At 30.5% G+C, this 24,115-nt stretch carries 32 protein-coding genes; 4 read left to right on the top strand and 28 right to left on the bottom strand.

Annotated elements, in window-relative coordinates:
* Window positions 1-67: 67 nt before the first annotated feature.
* The 9 genes from L8T90_RS02265 to L8T90_RS02305 form a co-directional block, all read right to left on the bottom strand.
* A complete protein-coding gene (locus tag L8T90_RS02265; protein ID WP_263736600.1) occupies window positions 68-1,039 on the bottom strand; it encodes a catalase in 972 nt (323 codons plus the stop codon).
* A gap of 86 nt (window positions 1,040-1,125) precedes the next feature.
* Window positions 1,126-1,869: a rod shape-determining protein MreC gene (gene mreC, locus L8T90_RS02270; RefSeq protein WP_263736601.1), complete on the bottom strand. Its 744-nt coding sequence runs from the start codon at window positions 1,867-1,869 to the stop codon at window positions 1,126-1,128.
* Window positions 1,859-2,896 carry a rod shape-determining protein gene (locus tag L8T90_RS02275; RefSeq protein ID WP_012662095.1) on the bottom strand — a complete coding sequence of 346 codons (1,038 nt, stop codon included), beginning with the start codon at window positions 2,894-2,896 and terminating at the stop codon, window positions 1,859-1,861. The genes mreC and L8T90_RS02275 overlap by 11 nt, the downstream gene beginning before the upstream one ends.
* A gap of 2 nt (window positions 2,897-2,898) precedes the next feature.
* On the bottom strand, window positions 2,899-4,128 hold the full coding sequence (gene clpX, locus L8T90_RS02280; RefSeq protein WP_039619273.1) for an ATP-dependent Clp protease ATP-binding subunit ClpX: 1,230 nt from the start codon (window positions 4,126-4,128) through the stop codon (window positions 2,899-2,901).
* On the bottom strand, window positions 4,121-4,912 hold the full coding sequence (gene lpxA, locus L8T90_RS02285) for an acyl-ACP--UDP-N-acetylglucosamine O-acyltransferase (RefSeq protein ID WP_257942047.1): 792 nt from the start codon (window positions 4,910-4,912) through the stop codon (window positions 4,121-4,123). Before lpxA ends, clpX begins: the two co-directional genes overlap by 8 nt.
* The gene (gene fabZ, locus L8T90_RS02290; RefSeq protein WP_039619275.1) at window positions 4,912-5,352 is read right to left on the bottom strand and encodes a 3-hydroxyacyl-ACP dehydratase FabZ; all 441 of its coding nucleotides are present in this window, start codon (window positions 5,350-5,352) and stop codon (window positions 4,912-4,914) included. The genes lpxA and fabZ overlap by 1 nt, the downstream gene beginning before the upstream one ends.
* Window positions 5,353-5,420: 68 nt before the next feature.
* Window positions 5,421-6,494 carry an epoxyqueuosine reductase QueH gene (locus L8T90_RS02295; protein ID WP_263736602.1) on the bottom strand — a complete coding sequence of 358 codons (1,074 nt, stop codon included), beginning with the start codon at window positions 6,492-6,494 and terminating at the stop codon, window positions 5,421-5,423.
* Window positions 6,488-6,949: a thioredoxin-dependent thiol peroxidase gene (gene bcp / locus L8T90_RS02300; RefSeq protein ID WP_263736603.1), complete on the bottom strand. Its 462-nt coding sequence runs from the start codon at window positions 6,947-6,949 to the stop codon at window positions 6,488-6,490. Before bcp ends, L8T90_RS02295 begins: the two co-directional genes overlap by 7 nt.
* Window positions 6,946-7,152, bottom strand: coding sequence for a tautomerase family protein (locus L8T90_RS02305; RefSeq protein WP_263706753.1), 207 nt, complete (start codon window positions 7,150-7,152; stop codon window positions 6,946-6,948). The genes bcp and L8T90_RS02305 overlap by 4 nt, the downstream gene beginning before the upstream one ends.
* 97 nt (window positions 7,153-7,249) lie before the next feature.
* On the opposite strand from L8T90_RS02305, the gene ilvE reads away from it, so the two are divergent.
* Genes ilvE through L8T90_RS02325 form a run of 4 tightly spaced genes read left to right on the top strand, consistent with a single transcriptional unit; the run spans window position 7,250 to window position 10,331 of the window.
* Window positions 7,250-8,164 (top strand): branched-chain-amino-acid transaminase, encoded by a 915-nt coding sequence (ilvE, locus tag L8T90_RS02310; protein WP_012662102.1) that lies wholly within the window; start codon window positions 7,250-7,252, stop codon window positions 8,162-8,164.
* Window positions 8,165-8,176: 12 nt separating this feature from the next.
* Complete coding sequence (locus tag L8T90_RS02315; RefSeq protein WP_263663891.1) at window positions 8,177-9,247, top strand: prohibitin family protein; 1,071 nt, start codon at window positions 8,177-8,179, stop codon at window positions 9,245-9,247.
* Between the two features lie 17 nt (window positions 9,248-9,264).
* Window positions 9,265-9,801 (top strand): DUF2393 domain-containing protein, encoded by a 537-nt coding sequence (locus L8T90_RS02320; RefSeq protein WP_263663890.1) that lies wholly within the window; start codon window positions 9,265-9,267, stop codon window positions 9,799-9,801.
* Window positions 9,801-10,331 (top strand): DUF2393 domain-containing protein, encoded by a 531-nt coding sequence (locus L8T90_RS02325; RefSeq protein ID WP_263663889.1) that lies wholly within the window; start codon window positions 9,801-9,803, stop codon window positions 10,329-10,331. The genes L8T90_RS02320 and L8T90_RS02325 overlap by 1 nt, the downstream gene beginning before the upstream one ends.
* A gap of 3 nt (window positions 10,332-10,334) precedes the next feature.
* On the opposite strand, the gene purF is transcribed toward L8T90_RS02325, so the two are convergent.
* The 19 genes from purF to moaA form a co-directional block, all read right to left on the bottom strand.
* Entirely contained in the window at window positions 10,335-11,675 is a 1,341-nt protein-coding gene (gene purF, locus L8T90_RS02330; RefSeq protein ID WP_220555473.1) for an amidophosphoribosyltransferase, read from the bottom strand.
* Window positions 11,676-12,404: a 4-hydroxy-tetrahydrodipicolinate reductase gene (gene dapB, locus L8T90_RS02335; RefSeq protein ID WP_263736604.1), complete on the bottom strand. Its 729-nt coding sequence runs from the start codon at window positions 12,402-12,404 to the stop codon at window positions 11,676-11,678. It lies immediately after the preceding gene.
* Between the two features lie 70 nt (window positions 12,405-12,474).
* The gene (locus L8T90_RS02340) at window positions 12,475-12,774 is read right to left on the bottom strand and encodes a PepSY-like domain-containing protein (protein ID WP_263736605.1); all 300 of its coding nucleotides are present in this window, start codon (window positions 12,772-12,774) and stop codon (window positions 12,475-12,477) included.
* A gap of 64 nt (window positions 12,775-12,838) precedes the next feature.
* Window positions 12,839-13,777 carry a thioredoxin-disulfide reductase gene (gene trxB / locus L8T90_RS02345; RefSeq protein ID WP_263725197.1) on the bottom strand — a complete coding sequence of 313 codons (939 nt, stop codon included), beginning with the start codon at window positions 13,775-13,777 and terminating at the stop codon, window positions 12,839-12,841.
* 118 nt (window positions 13,778-13,895) lie between these two features.
* On the bottom strand, window positions 13,896-14,210 hold the full coding sequence (gene trxA, locus L8T90_RS02350) for a thioredoxin (protein ID WP_012662110.1): 315 nt from the start codon (window positions 14,208-14,210) through the stop codon (window positions 13,896-13,898).
* Window positions 14,211-14,261: 51 nt separating this feature from the next.
* Window positions 14,262-14,600, bottom strand: coding sequence for a YraN family protein (locus L8T90_RS02355; RefSeq protein ID WP_263702305.1), 339 nt, complete (start codon window positions 14,598-14,600; stop codon window positions 14,262-14,264).
* Entirely contained in the window at window positions 14,601-15,854 is a 1,254-nt protein-coding gene (locus L8T90_RS02360) for a homoserine dehydrogenase (protein ID WP_220555476.1), read from the bottom strand.
* A gap of 1 nt (window position 15,855) precedes the next feature.
* A complete protein-coding gene (locus L8T90_RS02365; RefSeq protein ID WP_263663885.1) occupies window positions 15,856-17,058 on the bottom strand; it encodes an LL-diaminopimelate aminotransferase in 1,203 nt (400 codons plus the stop codon).
* A 12-nt stretch (window positions 17,059-17,070) separates the two neighbouring features.
* Window positions 17,071-17,877, bottom strand: a complete 807-nt coding sequence (locus tag L8T90_RS02370; protein ID WP_263663884.1) for a hypothetical protein — start codon at window positions 17,875-17,877, stop codon at window positions 17,071-17,073.
* Entirely contained in the window at window positions 17,871-18,749 is an 879-nt protein-coding gene (locus tag L8T90_RS02375) for a hypothetical protein (RefSeq protein ID WP_263702302.1), read from the bottom strand. The genes L8T90_RS02370 and L8T90_RS02375 overlap by 7 nt, the downstream gene beginning before the upstream one ends.
* Window positions 18,742-19,422 carry a 23S rRNA (guanosine(2251)-2'-O)-methyltransferase RlmB gene (gene rlmB / locus L8T90_RS02380; RefSeq protein ID WP_263727631.1) on the bottom strand — a complete coding sequence of 227 codons (681 nt, stop codon included), beginning with the start codon at window positions 19,420-19,422 and terminating at the stop codon, window positions 18,742-18,744. The genes L8T90_RS02375 and rlmB overlap by 8 nt, the downstream gene beginning before the upstream one ends.
* A 19-nt stretch (window positions 19,423-19,441) precedes the next feature.
* Window positions 19,442-20,260, bottom strand: coding sequence for a 16S rRNA (cytidine(1402)-2'-O)-methyltransferase (gene rsmI / locus L8T90_RS02385; protein WP_263679514.1), 819 nt, complete (start codon window positions 20,258-20,260; stop codon window positions 19,442-19,444).
* Window positions 20,260-20,460, bottom strand: a complete 201-nt coding sequence (gene rpmE, locus L8T90_RS02390) for a 50S ribosomal protein L31 (RefSeq protein ID WP_012662118.1) — start codon at window positions 20,458-20,460, stop codon at window positions 20,260-20,262. The genes rsmI and rpmE overlap by 1 nt, the downstream gene beginning before the upstream one ends.
* A 77-nt stretch (window positions 20,461-20,537) precedes the next feature.
* The gene (locus L8T90_RS02395; RefSeq protein WP_263736606.1) at window positions 20,538-21,200 is read right to left on the bottom strand and encodes a 16S rRNA (uracil(1498)-N(3))-methyltransferase; all 663 of its coding nucleotides are present in this window, start codon (window positions 21,198-21,200) and stop codon (window positions 20,538-20,540) included.
* Window positions 21,200-21,610 carry a hypothetical protein gene (locus tag L8T90_RS02400; RefSeq protein ID WP_263679516.1) on the bottom strand — a complete coding sequence of 137 codons (411 nt, stop codon included), beginning with the start codon at window positions 21,608-21,610 and terminating at the stop codon, window positions 21,200-21,202. Before L8T90_RS02400 ends, L8T90_RS02395 begins: the two co-directional genes overlap by 1 nt.
* The gene (locus tag L8T90_RS02405) at window positions 21,610-21,810 is read right to left on the bottom strand and encodes a hypothetical protein (RefSeq protein ID WP_039668882.1); all 201 of its coding nucleotides are present in this window, start codon (window positions 21,808-21,810) and stop codon (window positions 21,610-21,612) included. The genes L8T90_RS02400 and L8T90_RS02405 overlap by 1 nt, the downstream gene beginning before the upstream one ends.
* Window positions 21,810-22,394, bottom strand: coding sequence for a 6-pyruvoyl trahydropterin synthase family protein (locus tag L8T90_RS02410; RefSeq protein ID WP_263736607.1), 585 nt, complete (start codon window positions 22,392-22,394; stop codon window positions 21,810-21,812). Before L8T90_RS02410 ends, L8T90_RS02405 begins: the two co-directional genes overlap by 1 nt.
* Entirely contained in the window at window positions 22,391-23,140 is a 750-nt protein-coding gene (locus L8T90_RS02415; protein ID WP_263736608.1) for a 7-carboxy-7-deazaguanine synthase QueE, read from the bottom strand. Before L8T90_RS02415 ends, L8T90_RS02410 begins: the two co-directional genes overlap by 4 nt.
* On the bottom strand, window positions 23,140-24,108 hold the full coding sequence (moaA, locus tag L8T90_RS02420) for a GTP 3',8-cyclase MoaA (protein ID WP_263663879.1): 969 nt from the start codon (window positions 24,106-24,108) through the stop codon (window positions 23,140-23,142). The genes L8T90_RS02415 and moaA overlap by 1 nt, the downstream gene beginning before the upstream one ends.
* Between the last annotated feature and the right edge of the window lie 7 nt (window positions 24,109-24,115).

The following is a 24,115-nucleotide window of genomic DNA, read 5'->3' on the forward strand; positions in this document are numbered from 1 at the left end:
TTATAACAAATATAAGTTTTTTAGAAGTTGAAATTAATAAAGAATTTAGCTCTTAAAGAGCTAAATTTTATTGACGCTTACCAAAAGTTATAGCATAAGCTTCATTTCTTACATCAAATAAAGGATCTTGTGGTGGATTAACCCCTTGAGGTATATCTGAAGGAAAATATACATCAAAATTACAATCTTCCTTGCTCAAAGCATTAACTTTAAAAGTCCCAACTAAACTTTCTTTGTGTTTACCACTCCACAAAGCCGTTGTATCATTAGTAATATCATTTTTATTTGCATATACTAAATACATCTTATACTCAACTGACTTATTAGCCTTTATACGATTTTGAAAATCTTCTTTTAAAAAATCACTACTTGCACTTTTCATTTGTGCCTCATTTAAATACACCACACCTTCGCTTGGAACTAATTTCCATCTTGCTGGTAGATAATTTTCTCCATTTGCTTGTTTAAAATAAAAAGTATGGATACTAAAAAATGGAGTATTTGCTACGCTTTTACTGATACCAATTTTATCCGTATATGCAGCAAAATTTCTATAAGAATCAACCTCTTTCATCATCTTGCTTATTTTTTCTTGATCGACTTTACCATTTACAGGAAGTCTCATTTCAAAAAACTGACCAAACTCTTTAGGATTTTTTGCAAAATTTATTTCTGTATTTAGCATAACCATAGTCCAAGAGGCAGAATCTTTAGGATCAGTAATTCTAATAGCCATACCCCTTGTTTTACTTTTATCATCTTTAAAAGCGCCACCCAAAGAATATCTTACTTGAATCGGTAAGCTTTTTTGTGTTAATAAAGGCACATCAACTTCTTTATTGATAGACAAAGCTGGCTCAAAAGTTCCCATAGCACAAAAGCCCTTTGCATGATTAACTTTTGCTTTTGGATTTTTAGGATCTGCATTAAGTTGATAAAAAATATCTGCTATTTTTTGCGCATCATATTCTACTTCGTTTGCATAAATAGCACCACTTAAACAACAAATAGCCAAACAACTGCTGATATATTTTTTCATTAAAGCTCCTAGTTTTAAACTTAGAAGCTATTGTAATATTTAATTCTAAATAATAATTTATATTAATTAAAATAAATAATTTTTTACTATAAATTTTCTACCATATAAAAATAGTTTGGCACTTTCATCTTAGCATAGGGTTTAACATAAGCATTTTGATAAGCACCCTCTTCTTCTATTTTAAAAATTTCTCCCACTGGAATTCCTGAAAAGAAAATCTCATCTAAGCCACTTGTATAAACCTTATCACCTATTTTAAGCTCAAGCCATTTAGGAATATACTTAACTAAAATATAATCATTTCTTCCATGAGCTATACCTGGTGCTTGTTCTTTACCTATGTAAACAGAAAAAATACATTCTTCATCACCTTGCAAAAGCCCCAAAGCTCTACCATTTTTTTCTATGACTATGCCTGCTGTATAGCCATTATAAATTAAGCCTTTGATTTTTCCTTTATAATCAACATCAAGCCAAACCTTATGATAATCACTAATTTGCGCATAAGAAGTTGCTTTAACTAAACTCACATTAGGATAATAAAAACTTGAGTTTTTATCACTTAAAATATTATTTAGCTCATTAGCAAAGTTTTTCATATAAATATTATTTTTTTCAAGCTCAGCATTTCTTTCTCTTAAAGTTCTAATTTCTTCAGCTTGGTTAAAATGCTCGTTGAATTTGTTTTTTAAAAGATCAATACTTTGAGAAAATTGATTAACAATAGCAATATTTAAATCTAAAACATTTCGTTTTATTACATCTCCATAATAAAACGAAATAAATACTAAAAAAGATAATATTAAAACGCTAAGAATTTTACTCTTCATTCGTTAGCTGGTGTAATAATGAAATTTCTTCTAAAGCTTTACCTGTACCTTTTGCAACTGCTAAAAGTGGCTCATCAGCTACATATACTGGAAGTTTTACAATTTCAGATAAATATTTATCAAGCCCGCGTATTAAAGCTCCACCTCCTGTTAAAACAACACCATTTTCAACAATATCAGCTGCAAGATCAGGTGGCATCATTTCAAGAACGATTTTTAAAGCATCAGCGATTTCTTTTAAATGTTCGCGCATAGCTTCTCTTACATCTTCACTTGTTAGTTCGATTCTATTTAACAAGCCTGTTACTTGATCGCGTCCTTTAACCACCATAGAAAGCTCTTTTGGAAGCTGAACTGCTGAACCAATAGCGATTTTAATCTCCTCACCCGTTCTTTCACCTATGACAAGATTGTATTTTTCTTTTACATAATTTACTATACTAGTATCAAGTTTATCACCGGCTGTGCGAATTGATTTGGATATTACAAGTCCGCCCAAAGAAGTAACGCCAATCTCAGTTGTACCACCACCAATATCTACCACTAAGCTCCCTTGAGGCTCTCTAATAGGTAAATTTGCACCAATAGCTGCTGCCATAGGCTCTTCTATTAAAAATACCTCTCTAGCGCCTGCACTCAAAGCACTTTCTCTAACTGCTTTTCTTTCAACTTGGGTTAAACCATAAGGTACTGAAATGATAATTCTAGGTCTTAAAAAAGATTTTCTTCTATGAGTTTTTTCTATAAAATAACGGATCATTTTTTCAGTCATATCAAAATCAGCAATCACACCATCTTTCATAGGACGGATTGCTTCGATATTACCTGGGGTTTTTCCTACCATTTCCTTAGCTTCTTTTCCAACAGCTAAAATTTTAACCCTACCATATCTTTCACGCTCTACTGCAACAACCGAAGGTTCATCAATCACTATACCTTTATCTTTTACCAAAACTAAAGTATTTGCAGTACCTAAGTCAATCCCCATATCACTTGAAAAAAATCCAATTATTTGATCTAAAATCATTCTCAGCCTTTAACTTTTTTATTTTTTATAAATAAAGGTTTTGCACCTTCTTTGATTACCTCTTTGGTAATTACTATACTATATCCATTATACTCTGGCAAATCAAACATCAAATCTACCATCATCTCTTCAATAATACTTCTTAAACCTCTAGCCCCTGTTTTACGCTCCAATGAAAGCTTAGCAATCTCTCTTAGTGCTTCATCTTCAAATTTTAATTCCACATTATCAATAGCAAAAAGTTTTTGATATTGTTTAATAATGGCATTTTTTGGCTCTGTTAAAATACGCACCATGCTTTCTTCATCAAGCTCTTCTAAAGAAGCAAGCACATGCAATCTTCCTATAAGTTCAGGAATAAGCCCAAAATGCACTAAATCATCAGGTTCTAATCTTTGAAGTAAAGCTTCTTTTTCATCTTTTTTATCATCAGTAAAAAAGCCCATGACATTATCGCCTAGTTTTCTTTTAATGATATCACTAATACCATCAAAAGCTCCACCACACACAAACAAAATATTAGTCGTATCTATTTGTATAAAATCTTGATTTGGGTGTTTTCTACCACCTTTTGGTGGGATATTTACCAAAGATCCTTCAATGATTTTAAGCAAAGCTTGTTGCACGCCCTCACCACTCACATCTCTTGTAATAGAGCGATTTTCGCCCATTCTTGCGATTTTGTCTATCTCATCGATAAATATAATCCCTTTTTGAGCTCTTTGCACATCTCCATCAGCAGCTTGCAAAAGACGGGTAAGGATATTTTCAACATCTTCTCCTACATAACCTGCTTCAGTTAAAGAAGTCGCATCGCAAATTGCAATAGGCACATCTAAAAATCTAGCTAAAGTCTGTGCTAGTAAAGTTTTTCCACTTCCTGTTGGACCTACTAATAAAATATTTGATTTTGCTAATTCTGTATCATCATCTTCTAAGTCAGATCTAAAAAGTCTTTTGTAGTGATTATACACCCCTACACTAAAGATTTTTTTAGCCCTATCTTGCCCGATGACATATTTATCTAAATATGCTTTTAATTCTTTAGGGGTTATGTCTTTAAAATTTTCTTTATCAACTTCTTTATTTTTTAGCTCTTTTTCCTCTCCAAAGAAAATATTACAAGCACTTTCAGCACAATACTCACATATAAAGGCATTATTATAATCATTTACTAAAATTCTTCTTTCGCTTGTTTCTATTTCGTTACAAAAACTACATCTTTTAACCATGGTTTTTTTCCTTATATATAGGAATTCCTCTTTTTGTTTCTAAGATAAAATTACACATTTTTTTAACATTTTCACTAGAAGTACTTTCTAATAAATTCAAAGCATTATCTTTTAAATTTCCTTGTCTGAATAAAAATTTAAAAGCTTTGCTTAAAACATCCACTTCTTCTTTATCAAAGCGTCTTCTAATGCCTACTAAATTCAAACTTCTAATGCTTGCGCGATTTCCCTCAGCCAAACAAAATGGCACCACATCTTGAGAAAGTGCGCTAGCACCTGCTATCATACACCCTTCTCCTACTTTTACAAATTGATGTATTGGAGTAAGCCCACCTACTACAGTATAATCTCCAAGTTCTACATGGCCTGCTAAAGTAGCATTATTTGCTAAGATGATATGATCTCCTAAAGTACAATCATGCGCAATATGAGAATAAGCCATGATAAAAGCATTATCACCTATCCTTGTAAAGCCATCGCCTTTAGCTGTACCTGAGTTAATAGTAACAAATTCTCTAATAACCGCATTCTTTCCTATGATAACACCTGAGCTTATCTCATCTTTATAAGATATATCTTGCGGGATATCTCCAACTATAGCATAAGAAAACACTTTTGAATTCTCACCTATAGTTACATTAGGTAAAATTCTTGCACCCTGTTTGATGATGGTATTTGCGCCTATGTTAGCATTTTTACCAACATAAGCATAAGCTTCTACTACAACATCATCTGCTATAATAGCTCCATCTTCTATAACTGCACTTGGATGAATTTTGCTCATCATTTATCTACTATCATGGCTTTAAGTTCAGCTTCTGCAACTAATTGTCCATCTACAAAAGCTTTTCCTTGGAAAATCCACATATTTCCACGATTTTTTACTACACTCATTTCATAATCAAGTCTATCACCTGGACGCACTGGATTTCTAAATTTTGCATTATCAATACCCGTAAAATATACTACCTTAGTGCTTGGATCTACTTTATCATCCATACTTTCAAATGCTAAAACCCCTCCGGTTTGTGCCATACCTTCTAAAATTAACACACCCGGATAAATTGGATGATCTGGAAAATGTCCCATAAAAACATGATCACTTATACTAATATTTTTATAACCTCTAACAACTTCTTTGTTTTTTAATTCTACGATTTTATCTACAAGTAAAAATGGATACCTATGTGGTAAAATTTTTTGAATTTGCATTACATCTATCATAAATTTAGCCTTAAAATATATTCAAAATTCAGATTTTACAAAAAAAATATTAATAAATTAATTAAGTTTTATAACTTCACAATCTTTTCTTTGCTATCAAAATAAATTTCACTTTTTGCCATAAATTCATAAGCACCTTTAATAATATTTTCAACAATAATCACCGGTGAAAGATCATAAGCACCAAAATGCTTTTGTCTTATTTTGATTTCTTGCTCTATTTTTAAAGGATTTTGTAAAAAATCTTCGTAATTTTTAAATCGCATTTTACATAAGCTATTAAAATAATCAAAACTCCATAAATTAATCTCATCCTTTGCACTTTTATAATGCTTTAAACCCTCATCTAAAACACTAAATTTAGTGTAAGAATTTTTAAAATGTGAGTAAAATAAAACATGAGTTCTTATAGCTTGCTTGTTTTGTTTTATCAAAGCCCTTAACAAGCGATAATTTAAAAATTTTTCTCTTTGAATTTCAAATTTAATGCCTTTTTTTTCTAACTTTTTTACTTGGTTGTAAAATTTAATTTTTTCTTCTATGCTTGAAGGCAATATTTGTTTATTAATAGGACTCATCAGCTCATCTATAAAGGCTTTTTGACCTTTTTGTTTAGAAAGTGCATAAATGCATCCACAATAATTTTGATGATAAAGCATATCTTGCTTTGCTAGGGCAAATTGTCTTTGTGTGCCTCCATTTTTTCTAAAATCAGGTGCTAAAAACTCTATGCCAATTTTATCACATTCTTTTTGTAATGCTAATTTTAATTGCTCTAAATCTTTTTTAGGAGATGTTAAAAGAGTTGTTGTAAGTTTTTTTTCTCCTATTTTTTGGGCAAATTCAACACTTTTATGCATTCTAAAATCAAAACAAATTTGACATCTTGCACCTTTTTCAGGCTCATCCTCATAACCCTTTACACTCTCAAGCCATTTTTCATACTCATATTCACCCTTATAAAGTTTAATGCCTAATTTATCACAACTGCGTTTAACATCTAAAAATCTAAGTTCATGCTCACTATATGGATGGATGTTTGGGTCATAAAAATACCCGATGATTTTTTCTTCAGGATAGGCTTTGCTTAATTCTTGTATAAAATAATGACTATCCACGCTACAACAAATATGAACTAACATAATTCTTTTAACACCTTAAAAGCATGATCTTTAGCTTTTACATTTTTATAAATTTTTGCGATATTTCCTTCCTCATTAATTACAAAAGTAGATCTTATAAGTCCTTCATACTCTTTTCCATAATTTTTCTTTAAACCCCAAGCACCATAAAGTTTGCAAATTTCTTTTTCGCTATCACTTAACAAAGTGTGCTTTAAATCATATTTTTTTATGAAACTTTCATGTGATTTCACACTATCTGGACTAATACCTATAATCACAGCATTTTGCCCTAAAAAATCTTCATAATTTTGACTAAATTCACAAGCTTGTGTAGTACAACCTGGGGTATTATCTTTTGGATAAAAATACAAAATAATTTTTTTACCCAAAAAATCACTTAGAGAAATTTTAACCCCATCTTGATTTAAAAGTTCAAAAACTGGGGCTTTATCGCCAATTTGCAATTCTTTCATTTTTTACCTTTCAATCTTAATTTTTCTACACTTTCACCACCAAAAGCAATATTATATGGCTCAATATCTTCTAGCATTATGACTATATTTTGCTTTGGTTTATTATATTTTGTATGCAAAAGCTCTGTAATATCTGCTATTAACTCTTCTTTTTGTACTTTGCTAAATTCTGGTTTAGCGAGTTTGATACTAATAATAGGCATTGTTTTTCCTTGCTTTAAATAAAGAATTTTACTATATTCTAGCAATTATTAGTATATTTTTGATAAAATTAGTTTTATTTTCAATAAAGGCTTATTTATGATTAGGGCAAAAAAAATTTGGATGGATGGAAAAATCATTGATTTTGATGATGCAAAAATTCATGTTTTAACACATTCATTACATTATGCAAATGCAGTTTTTGAAGGAACAAGAGCTTATAAAACACAAAATGGTTTAGCAATTTTTAGATTAAAAGAACATACCAAAAGACTTTTAGAGTCTGCAAAAATCACTTTAATCAACTCACCTTTTTCTCAAGAAGAACTTGAAAATGCACAAGTTGAACTTTTAAGAGCAAATGATTTTCAAAATAACACTTATTTGCGCCCATTGATCTTTTTGGGTGATGGAACTATGGGAGTTTATCATGCTAAAGCTCCTGTTAGAGTAGCTATTGCTGCTTGGGAATGGGGTGCTTATTTGGGCGAAGAAGGCTTAGAAAAAGGTATTAAGGTTAAAATTTCTTCTTTTGCTAGAAATAGCGTAAAATCTAGCCTAGGTAAAGCCAAAGCAAGTGCAAATTATTTAAATTCTCAAATGGCTAAATATGAAGCTATAGAAGCAGGATATGAAGAAGCTTTAATGCTTGATGAAGAAGGTTTTGTAGCAGAAGGGACAGGCGAGTGCTTTTTTATGGTTAAAGACGGGAAATTAATCACGCCACCAAATGATTTTTCATTAAAAAGTATTACCCAAGATACTGTTTTAAAAATTGCACATGATTTGGGCATAAGCGTAGTGCGCCAAAGAATTTCAAGAGATGAAGTTTATGTGGCCGATGAAGCATTTTTTACAGGAACTGCAGCAGAAATAACCCCAATAAATAATATTGACGCAAGAATTATAGGAAATGGAAAAAGAGGTGAGCTAACGACAAAGCTCCAAAATGCGTATTTTGATATAGTTTATGGACGCAATGAAAAATACGCTTCTATGCTAACTTATATTTAACAAAGGAACTAAATGCCAGCTGATTTGAATGATTATTTTAATAAAAAAAACAATCAAAACAACAATAAGCAAAATTTAAATTTCAAAGCCCCAGAATTTAATTTCAAAGGTTTTGGAAAATTTTCTCCATTAATTTATAGTGCGATTGCAATTGTTTTAGTCTTTGCACTTTTTAAACCTTTTGCAATAGTTAATTCAGGGGAAATGGGGATCAAGTCTACCACGGGTAAATACAGCCCTACTCCGCTTGAGCCAGGACTTCATTTTTTTATGCCAGTATTACAAAAAATCACTATAGTAGATACTAGAGTAAGACAAATTAATTATGCTTCTATTGAAGGTGTAAATGAAAATTTACAAATAGGTTCAGGGGTTGTAAATAAAAATAGTATTTCGGTGCTTGATTCAAGAGGTTTGCCTGTGTCTATTGATGTAACTGTTCAATATAGATTAAATCCTTTACAGGTTCCTCAAACTATCGCGACATGGGGGCTTAATTGGGAAAATAAAATCATTGACCCAGTTGTAAGAGATGTAGTAAGAAATGTGGTAGGTCAATATACTGCAGAAGAGCTTCCGACCAATCGCAACACCATAGCAGTGCAAATTGATCAAGGCATTAGAAAAACCATAGAAAGCCAACCAAATGAGCCTGCTGAGCTTCAAGCAGTTCAACTTAGAGAGATTATCTTGCCTATAAAAGTAAAAGAGCAAATTGAAAGAGTACAAATTGCTAAACAAGAAGCTGAAAGAACCAAATACGAAGTAGAAAGAGCTAATCAAGAAGCACTTAAAAAAGCAGCTTTAGCTGAAGGGGAAGCAAATGCAACCATAATTAGTGCTAAAGGTAGAGCAAGTGCGGTTAAAATAGAAGCTGATGCACAAGCGTATTCAAATAGAGAAATAGCAAAAAGTTTAAATAACCCTTTGCTTGATTTAAAACAAATTGAAACTCAAAAGCAGTTTAACGAAGCACTTAAGGTTAATAAAGATGCCAAAATTTTCTTAACACCTGGTGGAGCTGTGCCAAATATTTGGGTTGATAGCAAAGATAGTAAAAGAACAAGCTCAGTAGCAAATTAAAAACTAAAGAAGTGATAATGAATGCCCAACACATTCGAGAGCAAATGATTTTTTATACTACTCATTTACACTTAATAGATTTTTTATTAATGGCCTTGGTTGTATTTTTTTTCATTATCACTTTATTTTTAGCTTTAATCATCAGAAACAAGCCTGCTTTTGCCTTTATGGTGATTTTTTTAGGAATTTTATGTTCAGCAGGTATCGCTTATTTAGGATATTTTTTAATTGATACTAAAGTTAGATCAAGAATAACCAGCTTAGATAATGCTCAATTTTTTGTATATGATAACTCACTCAGCGTTGATTATAGCTTAACAAATACTTCTAAAAAAAGCTTTAGATACTGCAAATTAAAAGTAGAAGTTTTTAAGAAAAGTGATGATAATAGTACTTTTAAAAATTTAATACATACTATAAAACCTCTAAGAAGCAAATCAACCATGATAGAAAAAACAATAAATCCACAACAAACTATTAATTTAAAAACCAAATTTTCCGATTTTAAAGAAGGTCAAAATTTTGACATTGAGATTAGTTCAAAGTGTTTTTAATGGGATATTTTACATTTTTTCATATTTTAATCATTGTTATTATGTTAGCTTCTACAGGTTTAACTTGGGTTTTGCTCTACTTAAAAGTTCAAAATAAAAAATATATGATTATTTTTTGCATAGTGAGTTTTATACTAGCATTAATTTTAACCATTTCATTACTATTAACTATAGATCAATATACCAAAAAAGCAAGTTTGAGTAATTTTTCAACCTACAGACGCTTAGCAACAGAAAGTATTATTGTAAAAGGTAGAGTAACTAATGATACTAATTTTAAAATTTCTGAATGCTTTTTAGAACTTAGGATAATTGATGATAACAAAAAACATGAGGTAAGTGGTGAAATCTTTAATCAACAAAATTTTGATAGCATAAAAAGAGCAAATCAAGAACAAAGAGATGCTTCGTATAATATCAATATTGCAAAAAATTTACCAGGGCATACTTATAAAGATTTTTCATTTGAAGTAGGATTACCGCCTCATTTTCAAAGCTATAAGGTATTTAAACAATTAAAATGCAGATAAGGATTATTTAATAAAATAATCCCCATCAAAACTAATTAAAGAGTATTTTCTTTCATCGCCTATACTTGAAACTAGTTCATTAATATCCAAAAAAGTCAAGCTATCTGCACCTGTATACTCTCTAACCTCTTCAACGCTTTTATTAGCTGAGATTAATTCTTCAAAGGTAGGTGTATCTATACCATAAATATCAGGAAATTTAATTTCTGGACATGCAATCGCTAAATGGATTTTCCTTGCACCTGCTTGTTTTAAAAGAGCAATAATTTTTTTAGAAGTTGTTCCTCTTACCACACTATCATCAATCACCACTATATCTTTGCCTTCTAAGACTTTTTTCATAGGATTGAGTTTTAATTTTACCTTCAAATTTCTCATTTCTTGAGTTGGCTCTATGAAAGTTCTTCCAACATAGTGATTTCTCACTATTGCCATTTCAAGTGGGATTTTTAAATATTGCGCAAAACCTATAGCAGCACTTACACCACTATCTGGAACTGGCACTACAAAATCCACTTTTTCTTTAAATTTTTTAGCCAAGGCTTCACCCATTTTTTTACGCACTTCATATACGCTTTTACCTTCTATAATACTATCAGGTCTAGCAAAATAAATATACTCAAATGCGCAAATTCTTGGATCTGTCTTATCAAATACTTGAATGCTTTCAAACTCATCACTACCTTGAGTAAAAATCAACATCTCGCCTGGTTTTACATCGCGGATAAATTCAGCCTCTATCAAATCAAAAGCGCAAGTTTCACTCGCTACAATATACCCACCATCTTTTAATCTACCCAAAGATAAAGGTCTAACCCCATAAGGATCTCTTACTACAAAAAGTTGATTTTTACTAGCAAGCATAAAGCAATACGCTCCCTTGCTTTGAGTCAAGCTTTCTATAAATCTATCTTTTAAAGTTTCTTTTTTGCTTTTTGCTATTAAATGCACCACATTTTCTGTATCCATATTAGAATGAAAAATAGCCCCATTGTTAATCAATTCTTTTCTAACTTCTTCTTTATTAATCAAATTTCCATTATGCACTAAAGAAATATCACCCAAAGAACAAGTAGCTGCAACAGGTTGGGCATCATGCAAAGAAGAATTTCCTGCAGTAGAATAACGATTATGTCCTATAGCTATCTCGCCTTTTAATCCTGCTAGAATTTGTGTATTAAAAATTTGCCCTACTTCACCTTTAGCTTTGTGTGTTTTGATACTCAAACCATCACTTACGCTAATCCCACTTGCCTCTTGTCCACGGTGCTGCATAGCAAACAAGGCATAGTAAGCCACAGTGCTTGCATTTTTTGAATTAATTACTCCAACTACTGCACACATTTAAATTCCTAAACAATCATCTATATCATATAAGCCATTTTCTTGAGAAACTAACCATTTTGCACATTTTATCGCACCTTTTGCAAAAGTAGCTCTTGAAGTAGCCGTATGATTTAATTCTATAAATTCACCTTCATTGTAAAAACCAATCCTATGTGAACCTACTATATCACCGCCTCTTAAACTCATCACCGCGATTTCATCTTTACTTCTTTGCCCAATAATCCCATCTCTACCGCTTACTCTGACCTTTTCTAAGTCTAAATTTCTAGCCTTAGCAACATTTTGTGCTAAAGTCATTGCGGTACCACTTGGAGCATCTTTTTTCTTATTATGGTGCATTTCAAGTATTTCTATATCAAAATCTCTCAAAGCCTCACTAGCTAAATAAGAAAGCTTTTTTAAAATCGCCACACCCAAAGACATATTAGTTGCATAAAGAATAGACATAGTAATACTTGCACTTTGCATTAACTCATTTTGCTTAGCATCTAAACCTGTAGTACCTATCACCAAAGGCTTGGGATTACTTCTTGCATATAAAAGTAAATCCTCACAACCCTTTGGAGTAGAAAAATCAATAATTACATCACATTTATTAAAAAAATCTTCATAATTTGATCCTTGATCAAAAAACGCACTAGCCTTTGCCTGCTCATCATCTTCTAGGCAAAGTCTTATTTGAGTACCCATACGCCCATTACTTCCATGGATTCCAATATTAATCATTTTAAATCTGCCTTTTTAGAATTTGGAAAATTGTAGCGTTTATTTATTTAAAAGCAAATAACGCTTTTAATTAATCATCCCATTTTTGCCCTAAAAAATTTCCATTTCTATCAAAAAACATTTCCATATTATTACTTAGTTTAATTTCATAACCAAATTCTTCCCAATCCACATCTACAATAAAAGCTCCAGGAAAAGAACTTTGAATTCTATCCATAATAGGTTTAGAAAGCCCATAATAATTTTGCGCATAAGGATTATGCTGAGGCATATGAGGCATATTTTGTTGATATGAATTAGTATTTTGTTGTGTAATATTTGCACTAGCCATTAGCGCTAAAGTTGTACTTAGAATTAGTATTTTTTTCATTTTAGATTCTCCTTGATTTTTTATAGGAGAATCTTAATTAATTTTTGTGAAATTTATGTGAAGATTAATGCAAGTTTTCAATATATGCTAAAGCACTAAGTGCTGCGACTGCTCCATCGCCTGCTGCACATATTACTTGTTTTGGAGCATCTTTTCTTAAATCACCTGCTGCAAACAACCCTGCTATATTAGTTTGCATTTTAAGATCAACACTCACTTGACCACCTTCTTCCATAGCACATAAAAACTCACCATTTTCTTGTTTTAAGATTTCATTTCTCACATTCAATCCAACAAAGGTAAAAATTCCAGGCACATCAAGATCTCTTTTAGAGCCATCATTAAATGCTATTTTTACCTTATTAACACCCATATTATCACCACAAACCTCATCAACCACTGCATTTGTAATTAATTCTATTTTATCATTATTTCTTACTTTTTCTACCGTTGAAGGCGCTGCTCTAAACTCATCTCTTCTATGGATTAAATATACTTTTGAGCAAATATTAGCTAGATACAATGCCTCTTCTAAGGCTGTATCTCCTCCACCTAAAACAGCTACTTCTTTATTTTTATAAAAAAATCCATCGCAAGTTGCACAAGTACTTACACCTTTGCCAAAAAATTCATCCTCGCCTTTAAAACCTGCACGACGTGGGGTAGAACCTGTACAAATAATAACAGTCTTTGCTTGTTCGACTTTACCATTTTCTAATTTGATATTAAAACTACCATCAGTATTTTTGCTAATTTGTTCTACACCTATCATTTCATGTTTTAAACCAAAACGCATACATTGTTCATTCCATGGAGCCATAAAAGAAATTCCATCTAAAACTTGTGCAACTCCAGGATAATTTTCAATTTCTGAACTTGAAGTTATTTGCCCACCTGGTGTACCTTTTTCAAACATTACAACATTTTTTAATCCGCCTCTAGTAGCATATAATCCCGCACTTAAACCAGCAGGGCCACCGCCTATAATAGCTAAATCTAACATCATTATTTTCCTTGTGATTTATTTCAGAGATATTATACAAATTTTTCTTTAATTATAAATAATAAAAATTATTAAATAGTAAAAAATATGAAGAAAAGCCACTAAAAGTGGCTTGAGATTATAAAAGTGAGTTTAGTTTATCTGCTAAAACTTGTTTTGATTGAGCGCCAACCAATTGATCAACCACTTCACCATCTTTAAAGAAAAAGATAGTTGGAATAGATCTTACACCAAATTGCGCAGCTAAATCACCTTGCTCTTCTGTATTTACTTTGCAAATTTTAGCCTTGCCATCAAAATCATTTGCAAGCTCATCAATTACCGGTGCAAGCATTCTACAAGGTCCGCACCATGGAGCCCAAAAATCTACTAAAGCTACGCCTTCTTTTGCTTGTGCAAAATTTTCTGCAGTTAAATCAATATATTTTCCCATGTTATCTCCTTTAATTTTTTAAGATTTTATTAGATTAAAATAAACATTCTCTTAATAACTAATGTTTTCTAAAAGTTTTATATCATCTTTATGCACGCAAAGTAAATCTAATTGAAAATTTTCATTACTTTTGTGTTTCATAAAGTAATACTCTATGGTTTTAATAATTTTGTTATATTTTTTACCATCTAGTCTATAGGCTACTTCATAATTTCCTTGTGTACTTTTAACTTCAATAAAATGTAAAATTTTATCTTTTTTAGCAATAATATCAATTTCTCCAAATTTAGAATGAAAATTTCTTTCTAAAATTTCAAAATCTTTATTTTTAAGATATTCACATGCTATATCTTCACCTTTTATACCAAAAAGATACTGTGATAAAGCCATTTAATCTTCTATTCTCATCATAAAAACATCATCTTTAACAAATTCTTGTTCTTTAAGTTTTTGAGTTAAAATTTGTATATTTTTTTCATAAGTTTGATGAGTAATAAAAAATAAAGTACTACAATCTTGCTTTTCTTTTTTTGGCTTTTGCAAAAAAGTATCGATTGAAATTTGATGTTCACTCATTAATTGCGTAATTTTTGATAAAACACCTATTTTATCTAATACTTTTAATCTTAGATAGTATCTTGTATAAATTTCATCCTTATTTAAAAGCTTATAAGAAGTATCATTTAAATATCCAAAAATAGCACTATTTTTTTCTTTTCTTGCTATATCGATTAAATCTGCTACAACAGCACTTGCAGTTGCCTTACCACCTGCTCCTGGACCATAGTATAAACTTTCGCCCAAAATATCCCCATCTATACTGATAGCATTCATCACCCCATCAACTTTTGCTAACATTTTATCTTTATTTAACATAACAGGATGAACCCTTAATTCTATTTTTTCATCTTTTATTTTAGCAATACCTAAATGTTTTATGGTGTACTCAAATTCCTTTGCAAAATAAATATCCTCATCGCTTACCTTACTAATACCCTCAATCAAGATATCCTCAGGTTTTACTCTTAGTCCATAAGCAATATTTGCTAAAATTAAAAGCTTGTGCGCAGCATCAAATCCTTCTATATCAAAAGTAGGATCAGCTTCAGCATATCCTAAATCTTGGGCTTTTTTTAATACCTCTTGAAATTTGGCATTATCTTCTGCCATCTTGCTTAAAATATAATTACTTGTGCCATTTAAAATGCCTTTGATAGAAACGATATTATTGGCACTCAAACCCTCTTTTAAAATTTTAATAATAGGAATTCCACCCGCTACACTTGCCTCATAACCAAAAGCTGTATCTTGTGCTAATTTTTCAAGCTCATAACGATGATAAGCAAGTAAAGCTTTATTAGCAGTTACTACTGATTTTTTTCTTTTTAAAATTTTTGAAATTATCTCAAAGGGTAAATCAATACCACCCATTAACTCCACAAATACATCGATATCTTCACGCTCTAAAACCTCATCAATATCATTAACCACAGGAATCAATGCATTTGGCTTTGCACTTCTTGCTAAAGCAATTACCGGAAGAATTTCTTCATCACATCTTGCTTTAATTAAATCTTGATTTTTTAACAAAGTTTCTACAACAGCACTTCCTACCGTGCCATAGCCTAAAATCGCTATTTTCATTTTATTCTCTTAAGTATTTTTTGATATTTCTTGCTGCTTGACGAATACGGTTTTCATTTTCTATTAAAGCTATTCTAACATACTCATTACCCGCTTCACCAAAGCCAACTCCAGGACTTACTGCTACATTTGCTTTTTGTAAAAGCTGCTTAGAAAATTCCATACTACCAAGATGGGCCTTGCTTTGAGGGAGTTTTGCCCAAACAAACATACTTGCATTAGGCTTTTTTAATTCCCATCCTGCTTGGTAAAATGATTCCAGTAAGACTTCCAATCTTTTTGCATAAGTTGCCTTAATCTCTTCAACACAAGTTTGATCTCCATCTAAAGCTACAGTAGCAGCAACTTGTATAGGCGTATACATACCATAATCAAACCAAGATTTGATCTTTTTCAAAGCCGCAATTAAGCGTTTATTACCCACCACAAACCCCACACGCCAACCTGCCATGTTATAAGATTTTGAAAGTGTATAAGTTTCTACTGCTACATCTTTAGCACCTTCAACTTCAAAAATAGAAGGAGTTTTATAAGAACCAAAAGTTAAGTCCGCATAGGCAATATCAGAAATAATATAAAATCTTTCTTTTTTTGCCATAGCAACCAATCTCTCATAAAAACTTTTTTCCACTGTAACTGTTGTAGGATTATGCGGAAAATTTACTACTACATATTTTGGACGCGGAATGCTTTCATGTAGTGTTTTTTGTAAATTTTCAAAAAAAGTATTTTCGTTTAATTCATAATTTTCATTAAAATCAAAATTCATAGTTGCTACATTACCACCTGCTATGATAAAAGCTTGAGTATGTATAGGATAAGCAGGTGTAGGTACAATAGCTACATCTCCTGGATTAATAACAGCTCTTGCTAAATTTACAAAGCCTTCTTTAGAACCCATCGTTGCAACTACTTCACTTTCAGGATCTAAATCAACATCATATTTTCTTTTATACCAATTACAAATTGCAAGTCTTAGTTTATAAATTCCACTCGAAGCAGAATACCCTGAAGTTTTGTCTTTATTTGCACTTTCGCAAAGCTTGTCTATAATATGCTGAGGAGTTTTGCCATCAGGATTTCCCATAGAAAAATCTATTATATCCTCCCCTGCTCTTCTTGCTGCCATTTTAATCGCATTAACTTCAGCAAAAACATAATTTGGAAGTCTTTCTATGGTATTAAAATGAATTTCTTCAAACATCGTCCGTCCTTTTTAGCGTCTTAAGTAAATTTTTAAACCCCTTTTTATATTATCAAGGCTAAACATATCTCCTATAATAGCATATTTTGCACCCAATGGTATATTTACATTTACTTCATTTTGCTTATGTGTATTTTCTACACCTTGTATAAAATTCAAGTTTTTATCTAAAAATTGAATTTTGCAAAACCAAGAATCAAGATTGTGCGCACTAAGCTCCATACTTTTTGCACCTTGCAAATCAATAATATATTCTCTTAAAGGTTTGTTTAATTGAGTAATAGTATTTAATGGAATTTGAGTATTAACTTTAGGTTTTGCTTTTGAAAAATCTAGCTCATATTCATAATTTAACTCTGAAATTTTATAAATATCTTTAATAAAAACAGAACTACCCAACAAAGCCTTATAAAAAACTCCTGGATCAAGCATATACTGAGAATCTACGGCTAACTTATATGTGATATAGTTTTCCCTTAAAGTTAATTCAGTTGGTATAAAATAAATATAACCTAGTTCATTTAAAGTATCATTGATTGTTTTAAAAAACAAAACAGAATCAGCTTGGGCTTTAAAACTAAAAGTTAAAGTTTTTGGTTCATTTAATATAAAATTTGCCAAAGAATTGGTTTTTAAAATTTGAGAAATAGTGTAAATATCTACATTTCCACGCTCATCTTTATAATCATTTCTTGCAAACAAAAGTTCCAATTGCGCATCTTTAGAATTATCATTAACAATATGCTTAGCAACTTCTAAAGCACTTAGCGCAAAAGCATTAAGAGCAAAAAAAATGGAAAATATTAAAATTCTTACCATAATTTTCCTCTATTTTCTTTTATAAACTCAGCTTTTGTAATTTGTTTGATTTTGCCATCTTTAATCATTAAAAACTTAGACACACCATTTTTAAACTCTAAAGTATTATTATTCTCATCATTTAAACTAAATGCAGCATGACCCGTAGTAATAAGCATATCTTTATCTAAAGATAAAGTATAATCATTTTTAATAGTCAAAGAACTTTTTCTAAAAGTTTTTAAATCCACCATACCAAGCCAAAGCTCAGCGCTTGGTTTTATAATACTTTCTTTAAGCAAAACCATATTTTCTTCGGGCATATTTAAACTAGTATTACCCTCTAATGTTTCTTCTATAGTATTATTACTCTCATCTATTGGTTCTAAAATAGCACTTGTGTTTGTTTCATTATTTTCTGTGGTTTCATCAGCAAAAAAATTAAGAACCGGAGTTTCATTCTCATCAACTTTTTCTTCTAAGATAATTTGTTCTTGATTTAGCACATTAGTAGTATTTTCATCTAGTGTGGAACTTTGGAAAAATCTTGAAACACCCCAAGCTAAAGCCACTATCAAAAGCACTACTACTATAATTACAATATACCATACACTTGAGCTTTCTTTGGTATATGAGTTCATTCTAGGAGCAATATGCACATGATTTTTTTTCTCAATACCATTTTCTTCTAAATAGGCATGATATTCTTCTAAAAAGCTAGAAAAATCAAGCTCATATTCTCTTTGTAAAATTTTGATAAAACCATTTATATTAAAACGAGATAAAGACTTAAAATCTTTTTTAATAATATATTCAAGACAAGTTATTTCTATTTGTGTTCTTTTTTGAACTTCTAATAAATTTAAATCTTCTAATTTTTTCCAACTATCCATTTTTCATCCTATCGCAAAGTATTGCAAATGCTGCACTAACATTTAAACTATCAAAATCATTGTGCATTTTTATCCCTACACATTCATCGCATTTTTTAAGCACCTTTGGTGCTATACCAAAACCCTCACTTCCCATAATCAAAACTTTTTTATTTTTGGCCTTGATAGTATGTATATCACTACCTCCGCTTGCGCTAGCATAGATATAAAAACCTTTTTGTTTTAATTCATTTATCATGCTTAAAATATCATCATTTAAAACTATTTTCATATCTAAAGCCGCGCCACTACTTGCACGAATAACTCCATCCATAGCCACGCTTTTAGCTACCAAAATAATCCCATCAGCACCCAAAGCATAAGCACTACGCACGATAGCGCCTATATTTCCAACATCGCTAATATTATATAAAATAACTATAAAATCTTTTTCTTTTAAACCCTCAAAAGAGCTAAATTCAAACTCATCAATTTCCATTAAAAAACCTTGATGATTTCCACCTCTTGCTAAACTTTGCGCGGCCTTAAAATCAAGTTTTTTAATTTTTTTTGATGCCTTTGCTATTTTTGAAAAATCAGCTTTTTCACATTCTTTTGCTAAATAAATTTCTTTAATTTTTTCTTTGTGCTTTTCTAAGATATAAAAAAACACTTGCTTACCATAAACTATCATTTTTAAATAATAACCAAATTCAACTTAAAAGCAGTTTTTGATAATTTTCTTTTGGAGATTTTGCATTGATTTTTGAAAGAAGCTTTGCCTTTGTTTTTAAAGGCAAATCAAGTTCATAAATATCTTGCTCACACAAGGTATTTTGGTGAAATTGCTTTTCTTTAGCACTTACGACTACACACCATTCACCACGCAAGTCCATTGTTTTTAATTTTTCTAAAGCTTCTAAGGCATTTGCTCTAAATTTGGCTTCAAATTTCTTTGTTGCTTCTTTTATGATAAAAATTTCTCTTAAAGGATCAATTTTACTAATTTCTTCTACTAAATTAAGTATCCTAGTAGGTGCTTCATAGACTATACTAGGATAAGGATTAAGCATTAAATTTTCAATATCTTTTTGTCTTTGAGGATTTTTATTAGCCAAAAAACCCATAAAAATAAATTCTTTTTTACAAAATGCACTTGAAACTAATGCAAGTAAAGCAGCATTTGACCCTGCCAAGACTTCATAATCAATATTATTTTTAATGGCATATTCAATTAAAAATTGCCCCGGATCACTAATACCTGGCATACCCGCATCACTCAAATATGCAACATCTTGTTTAAAAAAATCATCATCTATTTTTGCTAAAAAATCTTTTTCATTATGAGTATGTAAGGCTAAATATTTATCAGGTTTTATTTCTAAATTAAATTTTTCATTAAGGAGATGAACTAAGGATTTGCAAACTCTCGTATCTTCGCATAAAAAGAGTTTGCATTTTTGTAAAATTTCTAAAGAATGAAAAGAAATATCGTTTAAATTTCCTATGGGCGTAGGAATAAAATATAACATTATTGCATTGCGTATTTTTTCTTAAATTTCTCTACACGACCCGCAGCATCTACGATTTTTTCACTACCTGTAAAAAATGGATGACAACTTGAGCAAATATCAACTTTAATTTCTGGTTTATTTGACTTAGTAGTAAAAGAATTTCCACAAGCACAACTAACTTTGCATTCTACATATTCTGGGTGAATTTCTTTTTTCATTGTTTATCCTTTTTCAAAACATTAAGGCGTAATTATATAAATTTTTATATAAAAAATAGCTAAATTTAAGCATGTTTTTAAATTATGAATTTTGAAGCAACCCCTATTAAAGCTGTTTGCGCTTTAAGTATAAAACCAGCCTGTAATTTTGCTTTTTTTACATTCTCCTCTCTTTCTTTTTGCGAAAATCCACCTTCAGCTCCAATTAAAAATACATGTTTACTAGGTTCAAATCTCATCAAATCTTCACCTTCAAAGTCTATTAAAACAATATTTTTATAAACTTGCTGAAATTTTTTAAAATCATCAAAGCTTTCAAGCTCCATTAAAGAGGCGCGACCGCATTGCTGGGATGATTCTATAAGAATCTTTTCCATTCTTTTAAAATCTAATTTAAAATTCTTTTGTGAATAATCCATATACACAAAAGAAAGCTTAGCTACTCCAAGTTCATTTAAAAAAGGTAAGGTTTTTTCTATAATCTTTGGATCAATCACCGCTAAAGCTAGGTGTAAATGCGTTTTTAATTCTTGTTTTTCTTCTTTTTTATCAAGTAAATTTAATGCACATGAGCGTCTAGAAAACTCTATGCATTCATAAGTATAAGCAAAAAAATCTTTTAAATTTTTTAATATGATTTTATCGCCTACTTTAATTCTTCTAGCTTTTAAATGCAAGAAAGCTTCATTTTCTAACTCTAAATTTAAAGCACCGCTTTGTGGGTGATACAAAAATCGCATTAAAAATAAAACCTTTGAAGCAAATAAGGCACAAAAAGTAAAAATATTCCTAAACACAAAATAAAAAAGCTTAAAAATCTAAATTTAGCATAACGTTTGAACAATCTTGCTTTTTTAAATAAAACAAATTGATAAATAGCCAAGGCAAAGATAAAAATCCAACAAAACCACATAGAAAGCATGTATAAATTTAGCTCAAAATGCTTTAAAGCCCAAAGCAAACTTCCTGTAAAAAGTGTAATTGCTAAAAATAAATAATAAATTGGCAAAAATAGGCGAATTCTTTTTATAAAAATAAACTCTTGCGAAAAACTACTTTGAGTTAAATACAAATAAAATAACATTAAAAAGCCATTTGCGTATAAACTATATACATGTAATGCTAAAAAAAACTCATAACTTTGATCCATCACTGTCCTTGTGTGTTATTTTCATCTTTGATATCATCATCTACAGGTATAGGAAGCGTATCATCATCTATAATCACATTAGAATCACTTTGCTCAATTTGAACTTGCTCAGTCTGCACCTCTTTTTTTACGCTTGTATCTTCTTGACTTGAGCAAGCAATAAAAAACAATAATGGCACAATCAATAAAATCTTTTTCATTACACCTCCTTTTGATTAATAAAAACAAAATTTGCATCTTGAAGTTTTTTAAAAAAATCTTTATCTTTCCATTCATCGCTTATAGATTGTGAAAATTCAATATCTGCCAAATTTATCTTTGGTAAAAACTCACTATAAGCATCTTCTCTAAAACCTTGTGCATAGCCTGTTCTTGTTTCATGCACAATAATACTTTTTAAGCTAACACCTTGCTCGCCATTGACCATCTTAGTCTTTAAAAGCAAAGTATCTATCAGTACAAAAAATATGCGTACAAAATTTTCTGCACTTACATTCACAGGTAAACTTACCCATCTTTGTGAGTGTTTTTTCATATCTTCTAAATAAACTTTATCATCATCTTTAAAAAGCGTAATAGCATGGTCAAAACTATCAATAATTTGTTTTATTTCATCTTTTAACAAACCAAAATCATACACCATTCCCGCATTGTCAAGGTATTTACTCTCAAGTAAAATTTCTACCTTATAAGAGTGTCCATGTATGCTTGTTTTACATCGCTTGGAGCTACAAAATCTAACAATATGAGCATTTTCAAATTCAAACATTTTTCTAATAATCATACGCCTTCTTTATCTCCCCAAATTCTAATATGCAATCTATCGGAGTAATTATATCCATTTTTTATACAAAATTCAGCAATACTTAAGGCATTTTTAGAAATTTCTTCTTCACTTGACCCCATAGGCATGCAAAATACCTCATTTTCACAAATTTGTAAAATTTCATTAATTTCGCCTAAGGCTTTATTTTCTTGTAAAAAATCCTTATCTAAAACAAATTTATAAAAACTATCTTTAGCATAATATTTAAAAGCTTTCAACGCTTTTTCATTAATCCTTTTTTCTTTTTTAACCCCGCTATTACTAAGCTTTACACCCAAAGCAAAATAACATTTTTTATACAAAGGATATTTTTCAAAATCAATTTCAATGCTTGCATTGGTTTCAAAATGCACTTTAAAATCATTTTCTAAAAGCAAATTAATAAAACACAAAAAATCTTTATTTTGATAATTTAACAAAGGCTCACCGCCTGTAATGACAACTATAACTTTGCGTGAATTTGCTAACTTTAAAACCTCATCAAAAAGCTTTGCTGAAGTATAGGTTTTATAACAAGTTTTAAATTCTTTGGTAAAAACAGCTCTTATAGTATCACAGCCCAAAAGCATTTTAGAATCTTTTTCTTTTTTTACTCCAAAGCCTATACAGTTAAAATTACACCCAGCAAACCTTACAAATACAGCTAAATTTCCACTATATTTTCCCTCACCTTGCAAGCTTAAAAAAGTTTCAACAACTTCCATTATCCACCTGTTTGATAAAAGGCTCTTGTAGAACTTTGATTGGCTTCATTTTCTGCCCATCTATTTTTTTCTGATTTGTTTTTTATCACGGTTTTTAAAACCTCACAAGCACCTGCTATGTCTTTATTACGTATAGCCTTTTTAATGCTTAAAGCCTCATCATAATATAAACAAGGTATTAAAAGCCCTTCAGCTGAAAGTCTTATACGGTTACAACTATCACAAAAATCATGGCTATGTGGATCAATAATGCCAAACTCATACCCATCTTCAAGCTCATAAATAGTCGCAGGTGCATTTGGACTTTTTTGTCCTTGTTTAAAAGAATATTTTTGAGCAATAATATTTAAAATTTCTGCTGATTTTAAGCCTTTTAAATCTCCATAAGCATGATAATTTTCCATAAATTCTATAAAGCGAATTTGGCTTTTGCGTGCTTTGGCAAATTCTAAAAGATCGATAAATTCACTATCATTAATCCCTTTAAGAGCTACGGTGTTAAATTTAATATTAAAGCCTAATTCTAAAGCCTCATTAATACCATTTAATACATCTTTAAGTATATTTTTTTGGGCTAACTTAAAAGCCACTTCTTCTTTTAAGGTATCTAAAGAGATATTAATTCTTTTTAAACCTGCCTGTCTTAAATCTTTTGCTTGTTGTTTTAACAAAGAAGCATTAGTAGTAAGTGCTAAGTCTATATCCTGCTTATACTCACTAATCATAGCAATAAATTTATGCAAATCTTTTCTTACTAAAGGCTCACCACCTGTAATACGAATTTTTTTAACCCCCTCATCAATGCAAACCTTAACAAACATAAAAAGTTCTTCAAATGATAAAAGATTTTCCTTAGCACTCCATTCAAATGGAGTTTTTGGCATGCAATAAAGGCAACGAAAATTACATCTTTGTGTTACTGAAATTCTTAAATAATCAATCACTCTTCCATAACTATCTACCAACATCAAAGGC

The organism is Campylobacter sp. RKI_CA19_01121 (assembly GCF_025771295.1).
GTDB lineage: Bacteria > Campylobacterota > Campylobacteria > Campylobacterales > Campylobacteraceae > Campylobacter_D.

What these genes read in the sequence shown, in the direction of transcription:
- L8T90_RS02370 (WP_263663884.1), bottom strand. Translation starts at nt 17,877, where the DNA reads ATGGTAAGAATTTTAATATTTTCCATTTTTTTTGCTCTTAATGCTTTT.
- L8T90_RS02395 (WP_263736606.1), bottom strand. Translation starts at nt 21,200, where the DNA reads ATGCGATTTTTGTATCACCCACAAAGCGGTGCTTTAAATTTAGAGTTA.
- L8T90_RS02275 (WP_012662095.1), bottom strand. Translation starts at nt 2,896, where the DNA reads ATGATTTTAGATCAAATAATTGGATTTTTTTCAAGTGATATGGGGATT.
- L8T90_RS02295 (WP_263736602.1), bottom strand. Translation starts at nt 6,494, where the DNA reads ATGTTAGTTCATATTTGTTGTAGCGTGGATAGTCATTATTTTATACAA.
- L8T90_RS02400 (WP_263679516.1), bottom strand. Translation starts at nt 21,610, where the DNA reads ATGGATCAAAGTTATGAGTTTTTTTTAGCATTACATGTATATAGTTTA.
- L8T90_RS02355 (WP_263702305.1), bottom strand. Translation starts at nt 14,600, where the DNA reads ATGGCTTTATCACAGTATCTTTTTGGTATAAAAGGTGAAGATATAGCA.
- L8T90_RS02415 (WP_263736608.1), bottom strand. Translation starts at nt 23,140, where the DNA reads ATGGAAGTTGTTGAAACTTTTTTAAGCTTGCAAGGTGAGGGAAAATAT.
- L8T90_RS02315 (WP_263663891.1), top strand. Translation starts at nt 8,177, where the DNA reads ATGCCAGCTGATTTGAATGATTATTTTAATAAAAAAAACAATCAAAAC.
- L8T90_RS02320 (WP_263663890.1), top strand. Translation starts at nt 9,265, where the DNA reads ATGAATGCCCAACACATTCGAGAGCAAATGATTTTTTATACTACTCAT.
- rsmI (WP_263679514.1), bottom strand. Translation starts at nt 20,260, where the DNA reads ATGTTATATTTTATTCCTACGCCCATAGGAAATTTAAACGATATTTCT.
- fabZ (WP_039619275.1), bottom strand. Translation starts at nt 5,352, where the DNA reads ATGATAGATGTAATGCAAATTCAAAAAATTTTACCACATAGGTATCCA.
- mreC (WP_263736601.1), bottom strand. Translation starts at nt 1,869, where the DNA reads ATGAAGAGTAAAATTCTTAGCGTTTTAATATTATCTTTTTTAGTATTT.
- L8T90_RS02360 (WP_220555476.1), bottom strand. Translation starts at nt 15,854, where the DNA reads ATGAAAATAGCGATTTTAGGCTATGGCACGGTAGGAAGTGCTGTTGTA.
- rlmB (WP_263727631.1), bottom strand. Translation starts at nt 19,422, where the DNA reads ATGATAGTTTATGGTAAGCAAGTGTTTTTTTATATCTTAGAAAAGCAC.
- L8T90_RS02340 (WP_263736605.1), bottom strand. Translation starts at nt 12,774, where the DNA reads ATGAAAAAAATACTAATTCTAAGTACAACTTTAGCGCTAATGGCTAGT.
- rpmE (WP_012662118.1), bottom strand. Translation starts at nt 20,460, where the DNA reads ATGAAAAAAGAAATTCACCCAGAATATGTAGAATGCAAAGTTAGTTGT.
- L8T90_RS02325 (WP_263663889.1), top strand. Translation starts at nt 9,801, where the DNA reads ATGGGATATTTTACATTTTTTCATATTTTAATCATTGTTATTATGTTA.
- trxB (WP_263725197.1), bottom strand. Translation starts at nt 13,777, where the DNA reads ATGTTAGATTTAGCTATTATAGGCGGTGGCCCTGCTGGTTTAAGTGCG.
- purF (WP_220555473.1), bottom strand. Translation starts at nt 11,675, where the DNA reads ATGTGTGCAGTAGTTGGAGTAATTAATTCAAAAAATGCAAGCACTGTG.
- lpxA (WP_257942047.1), bottom strand. Translation starts at nt 4,912, where the DNA reads ATGAGCAAAATTCATCCAAGTGCAGTTATAGAAGATGGAGCTATTATA.
- ilvE (WP_012662102.1), top strand. Translation starts at nt 7,250, where the DNA reads ATGATTAGGGCAAAAAAAATTTGGATGGATGGAAAAATCATTGATTTT.
- L8T90_RS02410 (WP_263736607.1), bottom strand. Translation starts at nt 22,394, where the DNA reads ATGATTATTAGAAAAATGTTTGAATTTGAAAATGCTCATATTGTTAGA.
- dapB (WP_263736604.1), bottom strand. Translation starts at nt 12,404, where the DNA reads ATGATTAATATTGGAATCCATGGAAGTAATGGGCGTATGGGTACTCAA.
- trxA (WP_012662110.1), bottom strand. Translation starts at nt 14,210, where the DNA reads ATGGGAAAATATATTGATTTAACTGCAGAAAATTTTGCACAAGCAAAA.
- bcp (WP_263736603.1), bottom strand. Translation starts at nt 6,949, where the DNA reads ATGAAAGAATTGCAAATTGGCGATAAAGCCCCAGTTTTTGAACTTTTA.
- L8T90_RS02365 (WP_263663885.1), bottom strand. Translation starts at nt 17,058, where the DNA reads ATGTTTGAAGAAATTCATTTTAATACCATAGAAAGACTTCCAAATTAT.
- L8T90_RS02405 (WP_039668882.1), bottom strand. Translation starts at nt 21,810, where the DNA reads ATGAAAAAGATTTTATTGATTGTGCCATTATTGTTTTTTATTGCTTGC.
- L8T90_RS02305 (WP_263706753.1), bottom strand. Translation starts at nt 7,152, where the DNA reads ATGCCTATTATTAGTATCAAACTCGCTAAACCAGAATTTAGCAAAGTA.
- moaA (WP_263663879.1), bottom strand. Translation starts at nt 24,108, where the DNA reads ATGTTGGTAGATAGTTATGGAAGAGTGATTGATTATTTAAGAATTTCA.
- clpX (WP_039619273.1), bottom strand. Translation starts at nt 4,128, where the DNA reads ATGGTTAAAAGATGTAGTTTTTGTAACGAAATAGAAACAAGCGAAAGA.
- L8T90_RS02375 (WP_263702302.1), bottom strand. Translation starts at nt 18,749, where the DNA reads ATGGATAGTTGGAAAAAATTAGAAGATTTAAATTTATTAGAAGTTCAA.
- L8T90_RS02265 (WP_263736600.1), bottom strand. Translation starts at nt 1,039, where the DNA reads ATGAAAAAATATATCAGCAGTTGTTTGGCTATTTGTTGTTTAAGTGGT.